A 16,161-nucleotide genomic window follows, 5' to 3' on the forward strand; every position below is an offset into this window, starting at 1 on the left:
AAAGTCAGAGCACAGCGCTGTGCCCGCTGGTCACGATGTTACCTGGTCGCGGATCCGGCCGCCCGCTGGGTCTCATCTCAGTCGCAGGCACGCAGCGGCTGGACGGCGGGCGCCGAGTCGATCACCAGCCGGCCGTTCTCGCGGACCAGCCGGTACCGCTTGTCGAGCCGGTGGCAGGTCTGGCCCTGGGCCCCGGGACTGTTCGGCGAGAACAGCGCGGTGTAGGTCATCCGGGCGTTCACCTCGGCACCGGGCTGGGTCACCTCGATGATCCGGGCCCCGAACAGGTACGACGTCTGGTGGTTGTCGCGGTCCCGCTTCTCGGTCAGGTAGCGGGCCAGCGCTTTCGAGTAGTACTGCTGGACCGCCGCGAAGTCGTGCTTGTTCGTCGCGGTCAGGTAGTTCCCCAGCAGCTTCTGAGCCTCACCGGCCACTGGCGTGTTGGCCACCGCCAACTCGGGGACGATCGGGAGCTGCGGGCCGCGCGAGCGTGGGCATTTGCCGCCCGGCTCCGGCGTGATGCCGGGCTGCCCGGTACCGGCGTACTGACGGAGTTTGCCGAGCGGGACGATCTTGGCGGCGGGAACCGTGTCGCCGGTGATCAGGCCGACCACGCGACCCTTGCTGTCCAGGGCCGGGGCACCGAGCTTCGTCGCGTTCAGCACGTTGGTAAGCGGCGTCGGCGCCTCTGACGGGCCGAGCAACTGGATCGTCTGCAACCCGTTGGCGATGTAGGCCACGACGGCCCGCTCGGCAGCGGCTGGTGGATCCTTCGGGGCGAGCTGAGCCTTCCCGGGCAGTTGACCGACCATCCGCAGTACGGCGACGCCGTCCGTGCTGCTGCCGAGCACATTGGCCGGGCGAACCTCGCCGGTGTTGGTCACCAGCGCGACGGACATCGGCTGCTTGATCGAGGAGGAGGCGGTCAGCACCAGCCCGTCGGCGAGCAGTACGCCGCTGGCGACGCCGGTGCCCTCGCAAGTCGTCGCAAGCACCTTGACGACGCTCGGGCCGGCGGTCTCGAGCACCTCCGCCGTGTCGAGGGTCAGGCTGTTCTGACGCACCAACCACCCGGCGCCCGCACCCAGGACGAGCACGAACACGACCAGCGGCAACACGAAGCGCAGCCGGAACTTCGGCGGCAACGGCGGCTCGGCCGGCGTGGCAGCGGCCGGCCTTGGTCGCGGCGCCTCGATCGAGGTCAGCTGCGAAGGCTGTCCGGGCGGGACGCGTCGGGGCGGCCTCGGCAGCTCACGCCTGCCGCTGTCCACCATCGACTCCCCCGATCACTCGCTGCGCACCGCCAGCACCGATTGTGTCAAACAATGCCGACGTCCGGGCCACCCACGAGGGCGACCCGGACGCGTTTCGGCTGGAAGCTACCGGTACTACGGTCAGCGGGCGGAGGTGCCCTCGACGTAGTCGTCGTCGTGCGACTTGACCCAAGCCATCAGACCGCGCAACTCCTTGCCGACGGCCTCGATCGGGTGCTCCTCGCTCTTCTTGCGGAACTCGGCGAACTCGGGCGCGCCGGCGTCCTGGTCGGCGATGAAGCGGGCCGCGAAGGTGCCGTCCTTGATGTCGGCCAGCACGTCGACCATCCGCTGCTTCACCGACGCGTCGATGATCCGCGGGCCGGACACGTAGTCGCCGTACTCCGCGGTGTCGGAGACCGACCAGCGCTGCTTGGCGATGCCGCCTTCGTAGATCAGGTCGACGATCAGCTTGAGCTCGTGCAGGCACTCGAAGTACGCGACCTCGGGCTGGTAGCCGGCCTCGGTCAGCACCTCGAACCCGGACTGGATCAGCGCGGAGACACCACCGCAGAGCACCGCCTGCTCACCGAACAGGTCGGTCTCGGTCTCCTCGGTGAAGGTGGTCTTGATACCGCCGGCCCGCAGGCCGCCGATGCCCTTGGCGTAGGACAGCGCGAGGTCCCAGGCCTTGCCGGAGGCGTCCTGCTCGACCGCGACGAGCACGGGCACGCCGCGGCCCTCGCTGAACTCACGGCGGACCAGGTGACCGGGGCCCTTCGGGGCGACCATGAAGACGTCCACGCCGGCCGGCGGCTTGATGTAGCCGAACCGGATGTTGAAGCCGTGGCCGAAGACGAGCGCGTCGCCGTCCACCAGGTTCGGCTCGATGGCCTCCTTGTACAGGGAGCGCTGCGCCGGGTCCGGGGCGAGCACGACGATGACGTCGGCCTCCTCGCACGCCTCGAACGGGGTGAGCACCCGCAGGCCCTGCGCCTCGGCCTTGGCGCGGCTCTTCGAGCCCTCCGGCAGGCCGACGCGGACGTCGACGCCGGAGTCGCGCAGGGACAGCGCGTGGGCGTGGCCCTGGCTGCCGAAGCCGAGCACGGCCACGTTGCGGCCCTGGATCACCGACAGGTCGGCGTTGTCGTCGTAGAACATTTCTGCTGCCACTGGGAGCTCGTCTCCTTGGTTTTGCTGTTTTGAGTTTGGGGGTCAGGCCTGGCGGGCCGGGGCGGGACGGTGGCCCGGCGGCGGCGCCGGCACCGGGTGGGACGCGGAGCCGGCCTGAGCGCCGGCCGCTGCAGAAGCTGGGGCGGGAGCCGGTGCGGGAGCCGCAGCACCGGCTGGGCGGGCCTGCAGGGCCGGGGCTCCGGAAGCCACGTGCGGTGGCGGGACCGGGACCGGGCGCAGGGTGCGGTCGGAGATGGAGCGGCTGCCCCGGCCGATCGCGACCATGCCGGACTGGACCAGCTCGCGGACGCCGAAGGGTTCCAGCACCCGGAGCATGGCTTCGAGCTTCTCGGGATTACCGGTGGCCTCGATGGTGATCGCGTCCGGAGCGACGTCCACCACTTTCGCACGGAACAGCTGGACGGTCTCCAGCACCTGCCCCCTGCTCAGGGTGTCCGCCTTGACCTTCACCAGCAGCAGTTCGCGCTGCACGGTGGCGGTCGGCTCGAGCTCGACGATCTTGATCACGTTCACCAGCTTGTTCAGCTGCTTGGTGATCTGCTCCAGCGGCTGCTCGTCGACGCTGACCGCGATGGTCATCCGGGACACCTCGGGGTGCTCGGTCGGACCGACGGCCAGCGAGTCGATGTTGAATCCGCGGCGCGAGATGAGGGCGGCGACGCGAGCCAGCACACCGTGCTTGTTCTCGACCAGGATGCTCAAGGTGTGTTTCGACATTACAGCTCCTCCCCGTCCCACTTCGGCGCCATGTCGCGGGCGATCTGGATGTCGTCGTTACTGGTGCCGGCGGCAACCATCGGCCAGACCATCGCGTCCCGGTGCACGACGAAGTCGACCACGACCGGCTGGTCGGTGACCGACATCGCCTTGTCGATGGTGGCGTCGACCGACTCCTTGTCGGAGCAGCGCAGCCCGACGCCGCCCATCGCCTCGGCCAGCTTGGCGAAGTCGGGGATCCGGGCCGAGTGCAGGTCGGTGTTGGAGTACCGCTTGTCGTAGAACAGCGTCTGCCACTGCCGGACCATACCCAGCGACTGGTTGTTGATCACCGCGACTTTGATCGGGATGCCCTCCAGCGCGCAGGTGACCAGTTCCTGGTTCGTCATCTGGAAGCAGCCGTCACCGTCGATCGCCCAGACGGTCTTGTCGGGCCGCGCGACCTTCGCGCCCATCGCCGCGGGCACGGAGTACCCCATCGTGCCGAGGCCGCCGGAGTTCAGCCAGTGCAGCGGCTTCTCGAACGGGAGGTAGTGAGCCGCCCACATCTGGTGCTGGCCGACGCCGCTGGTGTAGATCGCGTCCGGTCCGGCGATCTGGCCGATCCGCTGGATCACGTACTGCGGGGAGAGGCTGCCGTCCTCCGGCTCGTCGTACCCGACCGGGTACTTCGCCTTGACCGAGTCGAGCAGGCCGCGCCAGGCGGAGTAGTCCGGGGTCCGGCCGCTGCTCGCGATCTCGCTGTTCAGCGCGGCGATCAGGTCGACGATGACCTCTTTGCAGTCACCCACGATCGGCACGTCGGCGTGCCGGTTCTTGCCGATCTCGGCCGGGTCGATGTCCGCGTGGATCACCTTCGCCTCGGGAGCGAACGAGTCCAGCTTGCCGGTCACCCGGTCGTCGAACCGCGCGCCCAGGCAGATCAGCAGGTCGGACCGCTGCAGCGCGCCGACCGCCGAGACCGAGCCGTGCATACCCGGCATACCGAAGTGCAGCTCGTGCGAGTCGGGCAACGCGCCGCGCGCCATCAGGGTGGTGACCACCGGGATGCCGAGCTGCTCGGCGAGCTGCTTCAGCTCGGCGCACGCCTTCGCCCGGATCACGCCGCCGCCGACGTACAGGACCGGCTTCTCCGCGGCGGCGATCATCCGGGCCGCCTCGCGCACCTGCTTGGGGTGCGGGCGGGTCACCGGGCGGTAGCCGGGCAGCGAGAGCTCGGTCGGCCAGCGGAAGTCGACCTTGGCCTGCATCGCGTCCTTGGTCACGTCGACCAGCACCGGACCGGGACGGCCGGTGGAGGCGATGTGGAAGGCCTCGGCGATCGTGCTGGCGATGTCGTTGGGGTCGTTGACCAGGAAGTTGTGCTTGGTGATCGGCATCGTGATGCCGCGGATGTCGGCCTCCTGGAAGGCGTCCGTCCCGATCGCCGCGCTGGCCACCTGGCCGGTGATCGCGACCATCGGCACCGAGTCCATGTAGGCGTCGGCGATCGGGGTCACCAGGTTGGTCGCGCCCGGCCCGGAGGTCGCCATGCAGACGCCGGTCTTGCCGGTCGCGGAGGCGTAGCCCTGGGCGGCGTGGCCGGCGCCCTGCTCGTGACGTACCAGGATGTGGCGGATCTGGGTCGAGTCGAGCATCGGGTCGTACGCCGGGAGGATCGCGCCGCCCGGAATGCCGAAGACGGTGTCCACTCCGGCATGTTCCAGTGCGCGGATCAGAGCCTGTGCCCCGGTCAGCTGCTCACTCATGGTGCCTTCCCTCGGTCGTCACTGCCGTGAAATCTAGTGCTGCACAAAAGAAAACGCCCCCTCCGCCGGGTGGGCTGAGGGGGCGCGCTCGACTCGGTGGTCGCGTCAGTCGGCGCGCCGCACAAGTACGAGAAGAATCGATCGCATGCAGTCACCATTGCCGACTCCCCTCGACCCGGTCAAGCCCGGCACAGTTCCATCTCGACATCCGAGATCACCGTCTTACGTACGGACCCAGTCTAAGACCTGGTGCTCGAGGGGCGGACGGGCACCTACGGACGGGTGCCGCAGGCACTGGACTCCTCAGATGCAGACGGCTCCCTGGGAGGCGGAGGTGACCAGGCGGCGGTACTTGCCGAGCACGCCCTTGGTGATCGCGGGCTCCTTGGGGATCCAGCCGACGGCCCGACGCTCGAGCTCCTCGGGCTCGACGTGCAGCTCGAGGGTGCGGTTCTTGACGTCCAGGGTGATCCGGTCGCCGTCGCGGACGAACGCGATCGGGCCGCCGTCGACGGCCTCGGGCGCGACGTGGCCGACACACAGGCCCGTAGTACCGCCGGAGAAGCGGCCGTCGGTCAGCAACAGCACGTCCTTGCCGAGGCCCGCGCCCTTGATCGCACCGGTGACAGCGAGCATCTCGCGCATCCCCGGGCCGCCCTTGGGACCCTCATAGCGGATCACCACGACGTCACCGGCCTTCAACGAACCGACGGCGTCCATGGCACCGCGCTCGCCGTCGAAGACCCGCGCAGTACCTTCGAAGACATCCGAGTCGAAGCCGGCGCTCTTCACGACCGCACCCTCGGGCGCCAGCGAGCCGTGCAGGATGGTGATCCCGCCGGTGCCGTGGATCGGCTTGTCGAGCGCGCGGATGATCGTTCCGTCGACGTCCGGCGGGGCGATGTCGGCGAGGTTCTCCGCCATCGTCTTGCCGGTCACCGTGAGGCAGTCGCCGTGCAGCAGACCGGCGTCGAGCAGCGCCCGCATCACGACCGGGATGCCGCCGACCCGGTCGACATCGGTCATCACGTACCGGCCGAACGGCTTCAGGTCGCCCAGGTGCGGGACCTTGTCGCCGACCCGGTTGAAGTCGTCGAGGGTCAGATCGACCTCGGCCTCGCGGGCGATCGCGAGCAGGTGCAGCACCGCGTTGGTCGAGCCGCCGAGCGCCATCACCACGGCGATCGCGTTCTCGAACGCCTCCTTGGTGAGGATCTGGCGAGCCGTGATCCCCTTGGCCAGCAGGTTCACCACCGCCTCGCCCGACCTGCGGGCGAACCCGTCGCGCCGCCGGTCGACCGCGGGCGGAGCCGCCGAACCGGGCAGCGACATCCCGAGCGCCTCGGCCGCGGACGCCATCGTGTTCGCGGTGTACATGCCACCGCACGCACCCTCACCGGGACAGATCGCCCGCTCGACAGCATCGACCTCTTCGCGCGTGATCAGCCCGCGAACACAGGCGCCGACCGCCTCGAACGCATCGATGATGGTGACTTCCTTGTCGCCCAGCTTGCCCGGCATGATCGAACCGGCGTACAGGAAGACGCTCGCGAGATCCAGACGCGCGGCGGCCATCAGCATGCCGGGCAGCGACTTGTCGCAGCCGGCCAGCAGGACCGAGCCGTCGAGCCGCTCGGCCTCCATCACCGTCTCGACCGAGTCGGCGATGATCTCCCGGCTGACCAGCGAGTAGTGCATGCCGACGTGGCCCATCGAGATGCCGTCCGACACGCTGATCGTGCCGAACTCCAGCGGGTAGCCGCCGGCCGCGTGCACACCGTCCTTGACCGCCTTCGCGAGGCGATCCAGCGAGAGGTTGCACGGGGTGATCTCGTTCCAGCTCGAGGCGACCCCGATCTGCGGCTTGACCCAGTCGTCGTCACCCATCCCGACGGCGCGCAACATGCCCCGCGAGGCAGTCGCCTCCAGACCGTCCGTGACAGTGCGGCTCCGCGGCTTGATATCAGGCGTGTTCGGCATACCGCTCACTGTAAGAGCGTTGGCCCGGCGAGACTCCCGACCCCCTGTTCAGTACATTCCTAGTTAAAGAATTACCATCAGTTGCGCATTTTGGTAGTTATATAACAGATTGTGGGAGCCGAGCAGCTCACGCCGCTGCGAGGCGGGCCCTGGGGGGTGGCGTGTGTCTCCTACACACCACAGACGCCGCCAACAGCCAGATCGGCCAGGGCGAGACGCCACCTGGCAGCAACTGCAACCCGTACGGGCCGTGCCAGGCGTGGTGCGCCCACTTCGCCACCTGGACGTGGCGCAAGGCCGGCATCACCATCCCCAACTACGGCTTCACCGGTGACATCTACACCTGAGGCCGGAACAAAGGCCGGGCCCACTCGACCAACACCGGCATGCAACCGGGTGACATCGTGCTCTACGGAACCGGTCCGCAGAACACCAGCACCAGCGTGCACACCGGCGTAGTCGTTGCGGTCGGCAACGGCAGGATCAGCACCGTCGAAGGCAACTCCAACAACGCCGTCCGCAAGCACGGCCCGTTCGACCCGACCCGCGCCAAGGCAGCCGGCCGCCCCGGCAACATCTACGGCTGGGTCGCCGCGCAGTAGCCGCCCGAGGCCATCCACCGTGCCTGGATGGCCTCACCCAGCAACCACTCCCGCACCCCAGATCCGCTAACCCAAAGCCCCGCCGTCCCACTCGGCCGCTTCCCGCACACCCGCCGGCCCGCCTCGCCCGCTTCCCGCAGACCCGCCTTGCCCGCTATCCGCAGCCCGTCGGCGCCACCTGCTATCCGCCCCTCGCCCAGGGGCTGTCAGCCGCCCGCGACGCTGGGGAGGATGAGGAGTTCGTCGCCGTCGGACAGAGTGGTGTCGAGTGCGTTGAGGTCGCGGATGTTGTCGTTGCCTAGGAAGACGTTGACGTGCCGGCGCAGCGCGCCCTGGTCGTCCGTCAGCCGCCGGCGCAACGCCGGATGCTCCGCCTCCAGCGCGGCGAACACCGCACCGACGGTCGGCTCACCCGGTACGTCGATCTCCACCCGCTCCACTCCCCCGGCGAACGGTCTCAACACCGTCGGAAGCTTCACGTGCACAGACATCAGTCCACCACCGCGGCCCGCACAGTCAGTACGTCGGGAAGATGGCGCGCCACCTCGGCCCAGGTGTCACCGGCATCGGCGCTCGCGTAGACACACCCGTCCCGCGTCCCGACATAAACCCCAGCCGGGTCCGCCTGGTCAACGCACAGCGCGTCTCGCAGTACAGGCGCGTACGACGGAACATCGGGCAGGCCGGTCGTCAGCGCTTCCCAGGTCGAGCCGGCATCGCGGGAGCGGTAGACCCGGCACTTCGCGTCGGTCGGAATCCTGTTGCCATCCGCGATCAGCGGGAAGACGTACACGGTCTCCGGCTCGTGCGGATGCACCACGATCGGGAAGCCGAAGTCCGACGGCAGCCCGTCCGCGATCGACTTCCAGATCGCACCACCGTCGTCGGAACGGTAGACGCCATGGTGGTTCTGCGCGAACAGCCGCTCCGGTACGTCGGGATGCGCCGCCAGCTTGTGGACGCACTGACCGAACTCGGGATCCGGGTCGGGCATGAAGTACGCCTTGATCCCGTTGTTCGCCGGTTTCCACGACTCACCACCGTCGGCCGTCTGGTAGACCCCGCCGGTCGACATCGCCACGCTCATGCGGTGGGGATCGGTGGGATGCGGCAGCACAGTGTGGATCGCCTGGCCGCCGAAGCCAGCACCCCAGTCCTTGCGATGCGGGTGATCCCAGAGCGCGCGAACCAGCTCGAACCGGACTCCCCCGTCGGTCGACCTCCACAGGGAGGACGGCTGCGCACCGGCGTACACGACGCCGGGCTGGTCGGCCGGCGCCGGCTGGATCTGCCACACGCGTTCGAGCGACGCGTCGGCGTCGGCCGGGAACCCGATCGAGCCCTCTGGTGGCTCGTCCCAGGTCTGCCCGAGGTCGTCGGAATGGAAGACAGCCGGACCCCAGTGCTCGCTGGTGCCGCCGGCGAACAGGCGCGGCCGTTCGCCGCGGGTGTCGATGCCGACGGAGTAGACCCCCTGCATCTCGAACTGCGGGCCGTCGAGCGTCCACTTCCGGCGCTCGGCGTCGCTGCGGCCGATCCAGAGACCCTTCTTGGTTCCGATCAGCAGTACGGCGTTGGACATCTTTGTCCTCCTCCATCGTCGGCACGGCCGCCGCCGCGCCACAGGTTTGGTTAGCGCGGCGGCCCCGCGACTACGTTGATCAGCGGTTCACCATTGGCATAGCGCTCGAGTTGGGCCCGCACCAGCCGGGCGACCCGCGGCGAGAACGCCGTCGAGGCACCACCGCGGTGCGGATTGATCAGGACGTTCGGAGCCGACCACAGTGGATGGCCGGCGGGCAGCGGTTCGGGGTCGGTCACGTCCAGGGCGGCCCGGATCCGCTCGGTGGACAGCTCGGCGACCAGCGCGTCGGTGTCGACGATGACGCCGCGCGCCACGTTGATCAGCAACGCGCCGTCCTTCAGCTGCGCCAGGAACTTGGCATCGACCATCCCCCGCGTCTCGTCGGTCGCGGGCGTGAGCAGCACGACGACATCCGCGCGTGGCAGCAGCTCTGGCAGATCCGTGATCGGGTGGACGCCGTCGCGCGGCCGCCTCGCCACCCGGATGACGTCACACTCGAACCCGTCCAGCCGCCGCTCCAGCGCCTCACCGATCGAGCCGTAGCCGAGGATCAGCACGGTCCGGTCGGCCAGCGAATCGTCCAGCTCCTGGTACGACGACGGCCACTCGCCGCGCTCCTGGTTCTTCACCGCGCGCGGCAACCGCCGGTACGACGCCAGGATCAGCCCGACCGCCAGCTCAGCCGTCGAGGCGTCGTGCACACCCCGCGCGTTGCACAAGGTGACTCCCTCCCGCAGGTGCGGCAGCACGTTCTCGAAGCCGGCCGTCTGGGTCTGGACGACCTTCAGCGCGGGCATCTCGGCGATCACCTCGACGACCTCCGACGAGCCCATGTAACTGGGCACGTAGAACTCGATCGCGTCCAGCGCGGGACGCTCGCCACCGGCGTAGTACCGCGCATCGATCCCTGCCGGGAGCCCGCCGAGAAAGTCCTCGGGGTCCTTCCACGGCAGCAAGGTCTTCACCAAATCAGCCATGCTCCGCAACTTACTCGCACCTCAGGACAGTTTCGTACTACGACCTCGGCTACGGCCGCCGGCCGGTGATTCCGACCAGCCGATCCATCAGCGGTGCCTGGGCCGGGACATCGGTCGGAGCCGCCCACAGTTCGGGAACCGGCGGCTGGTCGAGGAATCCGGCCACGTGCTCGTAACAGGCCCGCACTGTTTCGGCGGGCAGTTCGTACGGCAGCCCGGTGGCTTTCGCCAGGTCCCAGCCGTGCACCACGACCTCGGTCAGCGCGATCCGGCCCCACGTCTCGTTCGGGAGCTTCAGTCCGCCCTGATCGGACTCCCCAGCCCAGACGGCCGGGTCGTCCCAGGCCTTGGCCAGAACCAGCAGCCGGTGCCCAAAGGCTTCCCGCCACTCTCCGTCGAAGGCCAGGGCGGCGTCGGTGACCTCGGCTCCGGCGGCCTCCGCGAAACCGCGGGCGCCTCCGTCCACATGGTCGAGCAGCTCCCGCACGGTGTACTCCGTGCACGGCGTGCTGTTGGCGAGTTGCTCGTCCGTGATGCCCATGACGAGCTCGCCCAGCTGGTGACAGGCGGGTTGCAGATCGATCATCGAGTTCTCCTTCTCCGGGTCTCTCCGCCGGTACGTCGGAGCCCAGGGCACCACCTCGACATCGGGCCGGAAGAAAATCTCCACCCCGGGTAGGACCACTGACGCTGTGGTGCTGAAGTGCACTTCAGGTGCAGTGGGAGTGCAGTGAGAATTCGGTGCCGGAGACGGCTTCCCGTCGTACTCTGAACAGGTGCCATCGACATCGGCTTTAGCCTCGACTCTCGATCACGATCAGGCCGTGGGACGGCTGAGATCGTCCTATCAGCGCATTCCGGCGGGAGCTCCGGTCCGCCTCGCGAAGCGCAGTTCGAACCTGTTTCGCCCCAGAACGGCGGTAGAAACACCGGGCCTGGACGTGTCCGGGCTGACCGGGGTGATCTCGGTGGACCCGGCCGGCCGCACCGCCGATGTCCAGGGCATGTGCACGTACGAAGACCTGGTCGCGGCGACCCTGCCCCACGGGCTGGTGCCGATGGTGGTGCCGCAGTTGCGCACGATCACGCTTGGTGGCGCCGTGACGGGCCTCGGGATCGAGTCCTCGTCGTACCGGGCCGGTCTGCCCCACGAGTCGGTGCTGGAGATGGACATCCTGACCGGCGCGGGCGAGATCGTCACCGCCCGCCCCGACGGCGAACATGCCGAGCTGTTCCGCACCTTCCCGAACTCCTACGGCTCCCTCGGTTACGCCACCAGACTCCGGATCGAGCTCGACCGCATCTCGCCGTACGTCGCGCTGCGGCATGTGCGGCTCGGCCTGGACGAGCTCGGCCCGGCGATCGAGTCGATCGTTGCCGACGGCACGTATGGCGGCGAGCCGGTGCACTTCGTCGACGGCGTGGCGTTCAGCCCTGACGAGGCCTATCTGACGTTGGGGCGGAACAGCGATACCGCAGTACAGGTCAGCGACTACACCGGGCAGCAGATCTTCTATCGCTCGATTCAGCAGCGATCAACCGATGCTCTGACGGCGCACGACTACCTGTGGCGCTGGGACACCGACTGGTTCTGGTGCTCGGCGGCGTTCGGCGCGCAGAACCCTTATGTACGGCGGATCTGGCCGCGCCGGCTGCGGCGCAGCGACGTCTACCACAAGATCATCGGCTTCGAGAACCGTCATCAGTTCGCCGCCCGGCTCAATCGGCGGCGCGGCAACCCCGACCGCGAGCGGGTCGTCCAGGACGTCGAGATCCCGGCCTCGCGGCTGGCCGGCTTCCTGCGCTGGTTCGACGCCGAGGTGGGGATGCGGCCGGTCTGGCTGTGCCCCCTGCGACTGCGATCCGCCGAGCCTTGGCCGTTGTACCCCCTCGCGGCCGGCGAAACCTATGTGAACGTCGGCTTCTGGGGCACCGTGCCGATCGCCCCGGGCGCCGAAGACGGTGACGTGAACCGGCGGATCGAGGCGGCCGTCGCCGACTTCGACGGCCACAAGTCCTTGTACTCCGACGCCTACTACGACCGGGAGACCTTCGACCGGCTCTACAACGTTCCGGCCCTGACAAAGGTGAAGGAACGCTATGACCCCGATGCCCGGCTCACCGGGCTCTACGAGAAGGCGGTGACGCGCCGATGACGGCAACGATCCCGACGCAGGTATCGATCGCAGGAGCGCTCACGGCGGTGGCCCCGGAAGGTCTTCCCTTCCGTTTCACCGCCTACGACGGCAGCGCGACCGGGCCCGAGGACTCGCCGATCCACATGCACCTGGCGACCGAGCGGGGTCTGTCCTACGTGCTGACGGCTCCCGGTGACCTGGGCATGGTGCGCGCCTACGTCCAGGGCGACCTGGAGATCGAGGGCAGCCATCCCGGCAACCCGTACGACCTGATGAAGATGATGCTCAATCACCTCCATTTCGAGCGCCCGACCCCGGCGGAAGCATTGCGCATCGTCCGCGGCCTCGGCTGGAGCCACCTCAAGCCGCCGCCCCCGCCACCGCAGGAGCACCTGCCCAAGTGGCGCCGCACCTTCGAGGGCCTGCGCCACTCGAAGGCCCGTGACAAAGCCGCGATCCACCATCACTACGACGTCTCGAACACCTTCTACGAGTACATCCTCGGCCCGTCGATGACGTACACCTGCGCCGTCTACCCGACCGCCGACGCGACGCTCGAGCAGGCGCAGTTCGAGAAGTACGACCTGGTCGCCCGCAAGCTCAACCTGAAGCCCGGCCAGCGTCTGCTGGACGTCGGCTGCGGCTGGGGCGGCATGGTCCGGCACGCCGCCCGCGAGTACGGCGTGAAGGCCGTGGGCGTCACCCTGTCGGCCGCGCAGGCCGAGTGGGCCCAGGCAGCGATCAAACGCGACGGGCTGGAAGACCTGGCCGAGGTCCGCTTCTCCGACTACCGCGACGTCTCGGAGCGCGAGTTCGACGCGATCAGCTCGATCGGCCTCACCGAACACATCGGCGTCCGCAACTACCCGTCGTACTTCGGCTTCCTGCTCGACCGCCTGAAGCCCGGCGGTCGCCTCCTGAACCACAGCATCACCCGCCCGGACAACCGCTACCGTTCCACCGGCGCCTTCATCGACCGCTACATCTTCCCCGACGGCGAACTGATCGGCTCCGGCCGCATCATCGCCGACGCCCAGGACGCCGGCTTCGAAGTACGCCACGAAGAAAACCTCCGCGAGCACTACGCCCTCACCCTCAAGGCCTGGTCCGAAAACCTGGTCACCCACTGGGACGAAGCAGTAGCCGAAGTCGGCTACCCCACCGCCAAGGTCTGGGGCCTCTACCTAGCCGCCTGCCGAGTCGGCTTCGAACGCAACAACACCCAACTCCACCAGGTCCTAGCAGTAAAACTGGACGACCAAGCCAACGCCCACTTCCCCCTCCGCCCCACCTGGGGCAGCTGACCCCGTGGGGGCTCCGCAAACCACCGGAGCCCCCATCGCTCAAGCGTTACCCGCCGTGACGCGCCTCCCGGAACTGCGGAGCAACAAGCACCGGAGACTCCTGCGACACCGTGACACGCCAACCCATTGAGTCATCCGGATCCAGCAACCTCACGGAAAGCTGCGCTGCGGATACGCCGAAGCCAGCCGCGCCCGCCACGGCTCAACCTCGAAGACGTTGAAGCTGTCCACTACCTGCTCGGCATCGTCCCCGCCATGCAAGGCAAGGGACACTGCGCCCTCGATCTCAGCCAGCTGCGGCCAGACCAAGTAGCCGTACAAAGCGCATCAACGGCATATGCTCCAGCGATGCATTCGCTGGTGGGTCAGGCTCGGTCGAGGTGGAAGCGGAGGGTTTGGGCGGCTCGGGTGGGGATGGGGTCGTTCCAGGTGGAGAGGTAGTTCTGGGTGGTGGAGAGGGAGCGGGGTTCTAGTTTGTCCACGTAGACGGTGCCGCGGAGGTGGTCGGTTTCGTGTTGGACGATGCGGGCCTGCCAGCCAGTGAAGTGTTTGTGGTGGCGGTGGCCGGTGGCGTCGGTGTAGGTGGCGTGGACGGCGTACGGGCGGTTCACTACGCCGGTGTAGCCGGGCATGCTCAGGCAGCCTTCGTAGAAGCCGCGGCGTTTGCGGCCGTCGGGGCGGTAGTCGGGGTTGATGGCCGTGAAGAACTCCAACGGGTACCGGTGGCGCGCCTCGGCTACGTCTGGTGAGACGGCGGCAGGATCTTCCAGTACTGCGATGCGCACCGGTACCCCGATTTGCGGGGCGGCCAGGCCTACGCCGGGTGCTGCCTTCATCGTCCGGCGCATCAGGGCGATGAAGTCGGTCAGGACGTCGTCGTCCACTTGGCCGTCGAACGGCTCCGCGACCTGGCGTAGTACGGGATCTCCGAGCGAGACGATCGGGGCTACACCATCGGGGTACTTCTCGATGAGCTCGGTGATCAGGGTCTTCACGGTGTGCGCATCGTTCATGGTCTGGCGGCCAACTCCTGCAGCTGTCTGGGCACTCGCGGCCAGCGGCAGGGCCGCAGTACCGGCTAGCAAGGTACGCCTGGTGATACTCACAAGCCCTCCAACGGCCGATCCGTTTCGGGCGCCTATTCTCCCCGACGGAGGGGTTCGTGCGGCGGACGCATAACGTGGGGGCGCGATGCGGCGTTGGAGTGGTCGATACCTTGGAGGTCTGGGGGTCGGTCTGGGAGACGGATGGTGCTCATGGGTAAGGGACTTCGGGCCGGGCTGTTGGTGGCCTCGGTGGCGCTGGTCGGCGGATGTTCTGACGCGGGCGGAGACGTCCAGCCGTCGGTGTCGACCTCCTCGCCTGCTGGGCCGACGGGCGGACAGCCGTCCAGTACTGCGCCCGGCCGGCCGGTGCAGCTCGCCGCTGCCGGGGTGGTGGCGAGTGGGCTGGAGGTGCCGTGGGGGCTGGCGTTCCTGCCCGACAAGAGCGCCCTGGTGACCGAGCGGGACTCCGGCAAGGTCAAGCGGATCGTCGGCAACCAGGTCACCGAGGTCGGGACCGTCCCGGACGTCGACCCATCATCGGAAGGCGGGCTCCTCGGGATCGCGGTCGACCCGCAGTACCCGACGAGGCCTTTTGTCTACGTGTACTACTCGAGCAGCGACGACAACCGCATCGCGCGGCTGAACTACACCGACGGCAAGCTCGGCGACGCCACGGTGATCCTGGAAGGGATTCCGCAGGCGGCTGTGCACAACGGCGGACGGATCAAGTTCGGCCCGGACGGCTTCCTGTACGTCGGCACGGGTGACGGCGCCGACCGGCCGAACTCGCAGAACGACGACTCGCTCGGCGGTAAGGTCCTGCGGATCACCACCGATGGCAAGGCCGCGCCGGGCAACCCGGACGGCCGGATGTGGATCTCCAAGGGCCACCGGAACGTGCAGGGCCTGGCGTTCGACGGGCAGCAGTTGTACGCCGCGGAGTTCGGGCAGAACACCTGGGACGAGCTGAACGCGATCACCCCGGGCGCGAACTACGGCTGGCCGGCCGCCGAAGGCATCAGCCAACTGGACGGCATGGTCGACCCGATCGCCCAATGGCGAACCGCCGACGCCTCACCGAGCGGAATCGCCTTTGCCCAAGGCAACATCTTCATGGCCAGCCTGCGCGGCGAACGCCTCTGGGCAACCCCGGTAGCCAACGGCAAACGCACCGGCGAACCAGTAGCCTTCTTCACCGGCCAATACGGCCGCCTCCGCACCATCGAACCAGCCCCCGACGGCTCCCTCTGGCTAACCACCTCCAACACCGACGGCCGCGGCGAAACCCGCCCCGACGACGACAAGATCCTCCGGATCACGGTCACCAACTAACCAACCCCAGGAAAAGCGGTGAGGTGGGCGGTCGGTCTCCGGCCAGGGAAGGCGCGAGGCGCTGGGTTGAGCTAGGGCGCTGACGCTGGGGTCAGGGAAGGCGTGGTGGGCCATCGAGAGCAGCCCCGGCGGGTCGGCCGGAGCTGGGGGGCCGGGGCTGGGGGGCCGGGGCTGGGGGGCCGGGGCTGGGGGGACGAGGCTGGGGGGACGAGGCTCGGGGGACGAGGCTCGGGGACGAGGCTCGGGGACGAGGCTCGGGGACGAGGCTGGGGGGACGAGGCTCGG

Annotated in this window: 16 protein-coding genes; 5 read left to right on the forward strand and 11 right to left on the reverse strand. The window is 68.5% G+C overall.

Going from position 1 to position 16,161, the window contains the following annotated elements; translation table 11 throughout:
• Positions 1 to 77: 77 nt before the first annotated feature.
• The 5 genes from ACQPYM_RS29195 to ilvD form a co-directional block, all read right to left on the reverse strand.
• Positions 78 to 1,274: a serine protease gene (locus ACQPYM_RS29195; RefSeq protein ID WP_433006749.1), complete on the reverse strand. Its 1,197-nt coding sequence runs from the start codon at positions 1,272 to 1,274 to the stop codon at positions 78 to 80.
• Positions 1,275 to 1,394: 120 nt separating this feature from the next.
• Complete coding sequence (gene ilvC, locus ACQPYM_RS29200; RefSeq protein ID WP_020392833.1) at positions 1,395 to 2,414, reverse strand: ketol-acid reductoisomerase; 1,020 nt, start codon at positions 2,412 to 2,414, stop codon at positions 1,395 to 1,397.
• A 54-nt stretch (positions 2,415 to 2,468) separates the two neighbouring features.
• The gene (gene ilvN, locus ACQPYM_RS29205; protein WP_433006752.1) at positions 2,469 to 3,164 is read right to left on the reverse strand and encodes an acetolactate synthase small subunit; all 696 of its coding nucleotides are present in this window, start codon (positions 3,162 to 3,164) and stop codon (positions 2,469 to 2,471) included.
• Entirely contained in the window at positions 3,164 to 4,912 is a 1,749-nt protein-coding gene (locus tag ACQPYM_RS29210) for an acetolactate synthase large subunit (protein WP_433006755.1), read from the reverse strand. Before ACQPYM_RS29210 ends, ilvN begins: the two co-directional genes overlap by 1 nt.
• Positions 4,913 to 5,215: 303 nt before the next feature.
• Positions 5,216 to 6,892, reverse strand: a complete 1,677-nt coding sequence (gene ilvD / locus ACQPYM_RS29215) for a dihydroxy-acid dehydratase (protein WP_433006758.1) — start codon at positions 6,890 to 6,892, stop codon at positions 5,216 to 5,218.
• 161 nt (positions 6,893 to 7,053) lie between these two features.
• Between ilvD and ACQPYM_RS29220 the strand changes: the two genes are divergently transcribed.
• Complete coding sequence (locus ACQPYM_RS29220; RefSeq protein WP_433006761.1) at positions 7,054 to 7,239, forward strand: hypothetical protein; 186 nt, start codon at positions 7,054 to 7,056, stop codon at positions 7,237 to 7,239.
• A gap of 39 nt (positions 7,240 to 7,278) precedes the next feature.
• Positions 7,279 to 7,494 carry a CHAP domain-containing protein gene (locus tag ACQPYM_RS29225; protein WP_433006764.1) on the forward strand — a complete coding sequence of 72 codons (216 nt, stop codon included), beginning with the start codon at positions 7,279 to 7,281 and terminating at the stop codon, positions 7,492 to 7,494.
• 206 nt (positions 7,495 to 7,700) lie between these two features.
• Here ACQPYM_RS29225 and ACQPYM_RS29230 read toward each other — a convergent pair whose 3' ends face one another.
• From ACQPYM_RS29230 to ACQPYM_RS29245, 4 genes are read right to left on the reverse strand one after another with little or no spacing between them, the layout of a single operon-like run.
• Positions 7,701 to 7,985 (reverse strand): ubiquitin-like small modifier protein 1, encoded by a 285-nt coding sequence (locus ACQPYM_RS29230; RefSeq protein ID WP_433006767.1) that lies wholly within the window; start codon positions 7,983 to 7,985, stop codon positions 7,701 to 7,703.
• Complete coding sequence (locus tag ACQPYM_RS29235) at positions 7,985 to 9,076, reverse strand: WD40/YVTN/BNR-like repeat-containing protein (RefSeq protein ID WP_433006770.1); 1,092 nt, start codon at positions 9,074 to 9,076, stop codon at positions 7,985 to 7,987. The genes ACQPYM_RS29230 and ACQPYM_RS29235 overlap by 1 nt, the downstream gene beginning before the upstream one ends.
• Positions 9,077 to 9,126: 50 nt before the next feature.
• Positions 9,127 to 10,056 carry a 2-hydroxyacid dehydrogenase gene (locus ACQPYM_RS29240; protein WP_433006773.1) on the reverse strand — a complete coding sequence of 310 codons (930 nt, stop codon included), beginning with the start codon at positions 10,054 to 10,056 and terminating at the stop codon, positions 9,127 to 9,129.
• Between the two features lie 49 nt (positions 10,057 to 10,105).
• The gene (locus tag ACQPYM_RS29245; protein WP_433006776.1) at positions 10,106 to 10,726 is read right to left on the reverse strand and encodes a TIGR03086 family metal-binding protein; all 621 of its coding nucleotides are present in this window, start codon (positions 10,724 to 10,726) and stop codon (positions 10,106 to 10,108) included.
• Positions 10,727 to 10,880: 154 nt separating this feature from the next.
• Here ACQPYM_RS29245 and ACQPYM_RS29250 point away from each other — a divergent pair, with 154 nt between their 5' ends.
• Entirely contained in the window at positions 10,881 to 12,212 is a 1,332-nt protein-coding gene (locus tag ACQPYM_RS29250; protein WP_433006779.1) for an FAD-binding oxidoreductase, read from the forward strand.
• Positions 12,209 to 13,498 carry a class I SAM-dependent methyltransferase gene (locus ACQPYM_RS29255; protein WP_433006782.1) on the forward strand — a complete coding sequence of 430 codons (1,290 nt, stop codon included), beginning with the start codon at positions 12,209 to 12,211 and terminating at the stop codon, positions 13,496 to 13,498. Before ACQPYM_RS29250 ends, ACQPYM_RS29255 begins: the two co-directional genes overlap by 4 nt.
• Before the next feature lie 150 nt (positions 13,499 to 13,648).
• On the opposite strand, the gene ACQPYM_RS29260 is transcribed toward ACQPYM_RS29255, so the two are convergent.
• A complete protein-coding gene (locus ACQPYM_RS29260) occupies positions 13,649 to 13,819 on the reverse strand; it encodes a hypothetical protein (RefSeq protein ID WP_433006785.1) in 171 nt (56 codons plus the stop codon).
• A 44-nt stretch (positions 13,820 to 13,863) separates the two neighbouring features.
• Entirely contained in the window at positions 13,864 to 14,604 is a 741-nt protein-coding gene (locus tag ACQPYM_RS29265; protein ID WP_433006788.1) for a peptide deformylase, read from the reverse strand.
• A 150-nt stretch (positions 14,605 to 14,754) separates the two neighbouring features.
• Between ACQPYM_RS29265 and ACQPYM_RS29270 the strand changes: the two genes are divergently transcribed.
• On the forward strand, positions 14,755 to 15,876 hold the full coding sequence (locus tag ACQPYM_RS29270; RefSeq protein ID WP_433006791.1) for a PQQ-dependent sugar dehydrogenase: 1,122 nt from the start codon (positions 14,755 to 14,757) through the stop codon (positions 15,874 to 15,876).
• Positions 15,877 to 16,161: the final 285 nt, after the last annotated feature.

The organism is Kribbella sp. CA-294648, assembly GCF_050943845.1.
In the GTDB taxonomy this organism is placed as follows: Bacteria; Actinomycetota; Actinomycetes; order Propionibacteriales; family Kribbellaceae; genus Kribbella.

Coding starts and splice junctions, on each gene's coding strand:
- ilvD (WP_433006758.1), bottom strand. CDS start 6,892: ATGCCGAACACGCCTGATATCAAGCCGCGGAGCCGCACTGTCACGGAC.
- ACQPYM_RS29255 (WP_433006782.1), top strand. CDS start 12,209: ATGACGGCAACGATCCCGACGCAGGTATCGATCGCAGGAGCGCTCACG.
- ACQPYM_RS29230 (WP_433006767.1), bottom strand. CDS start 7,985: ATGTCTGTGCACGTGAAGCTTCCGACGGTGTTGAGACCGTTCGCCGGG.
- ilvN (WP_433006752.1), bottom strand. CDS start 3,164: ATGTCGAAACACACCTTGAGCATCCTGGTCGAGAACAAGCACGGTGTG.
- ilvC (WP_020392833.1), bottom strand. CDS start 2,414: ATGTTCTACGACGACAACGCCGACCTGTCGGTGATCCAGGGCCGCAAC.
- ACQPYM_RS29240 (WP_433006773.1), bottom strand. CDS start 10,056: ATGGCTGATTTGGTGAAGACCTTGCTGCCGTGGAAGGACCCCGAGGAC.
- ACQPYM_RS29270 (WP_433006791.1), top strand. CDS start 14,755: ATGGGTAAGGGACTTCGGGCCGGGCTGTTGGTGGCCTCGGTGGCGCTG.
- ACQPYM_RS29195 (WP_433006749.1), bottom strand. CDS start 1,274: ATGGTGGACAGCGGCAGGCGTGAGCTGCCGAGGCCGCCCCGACGCGTC.
- ACQPYM_RS29210 (WP_433006755.1), bottom strand. CDS start 4,912: ATGAGTGAGCAGCTGACCGGGGCACAGGCTCTGATCCGCGCACTGGAA.
- ACQPYM_RS29235 (WP_433006770.1), bottom strand. CDS start 9,076: ATGTCCAACGCCGTACTGCTGATCGGAACCAAGAAGGGTCTCTGGATC.
- ACQPYM_RS29225 (WP_433006764.1), top strand. CDS start 7,279: ATGCAACCGGGTGACATCGTGCTCTACGGAACCGGTCCGCAGAACACC.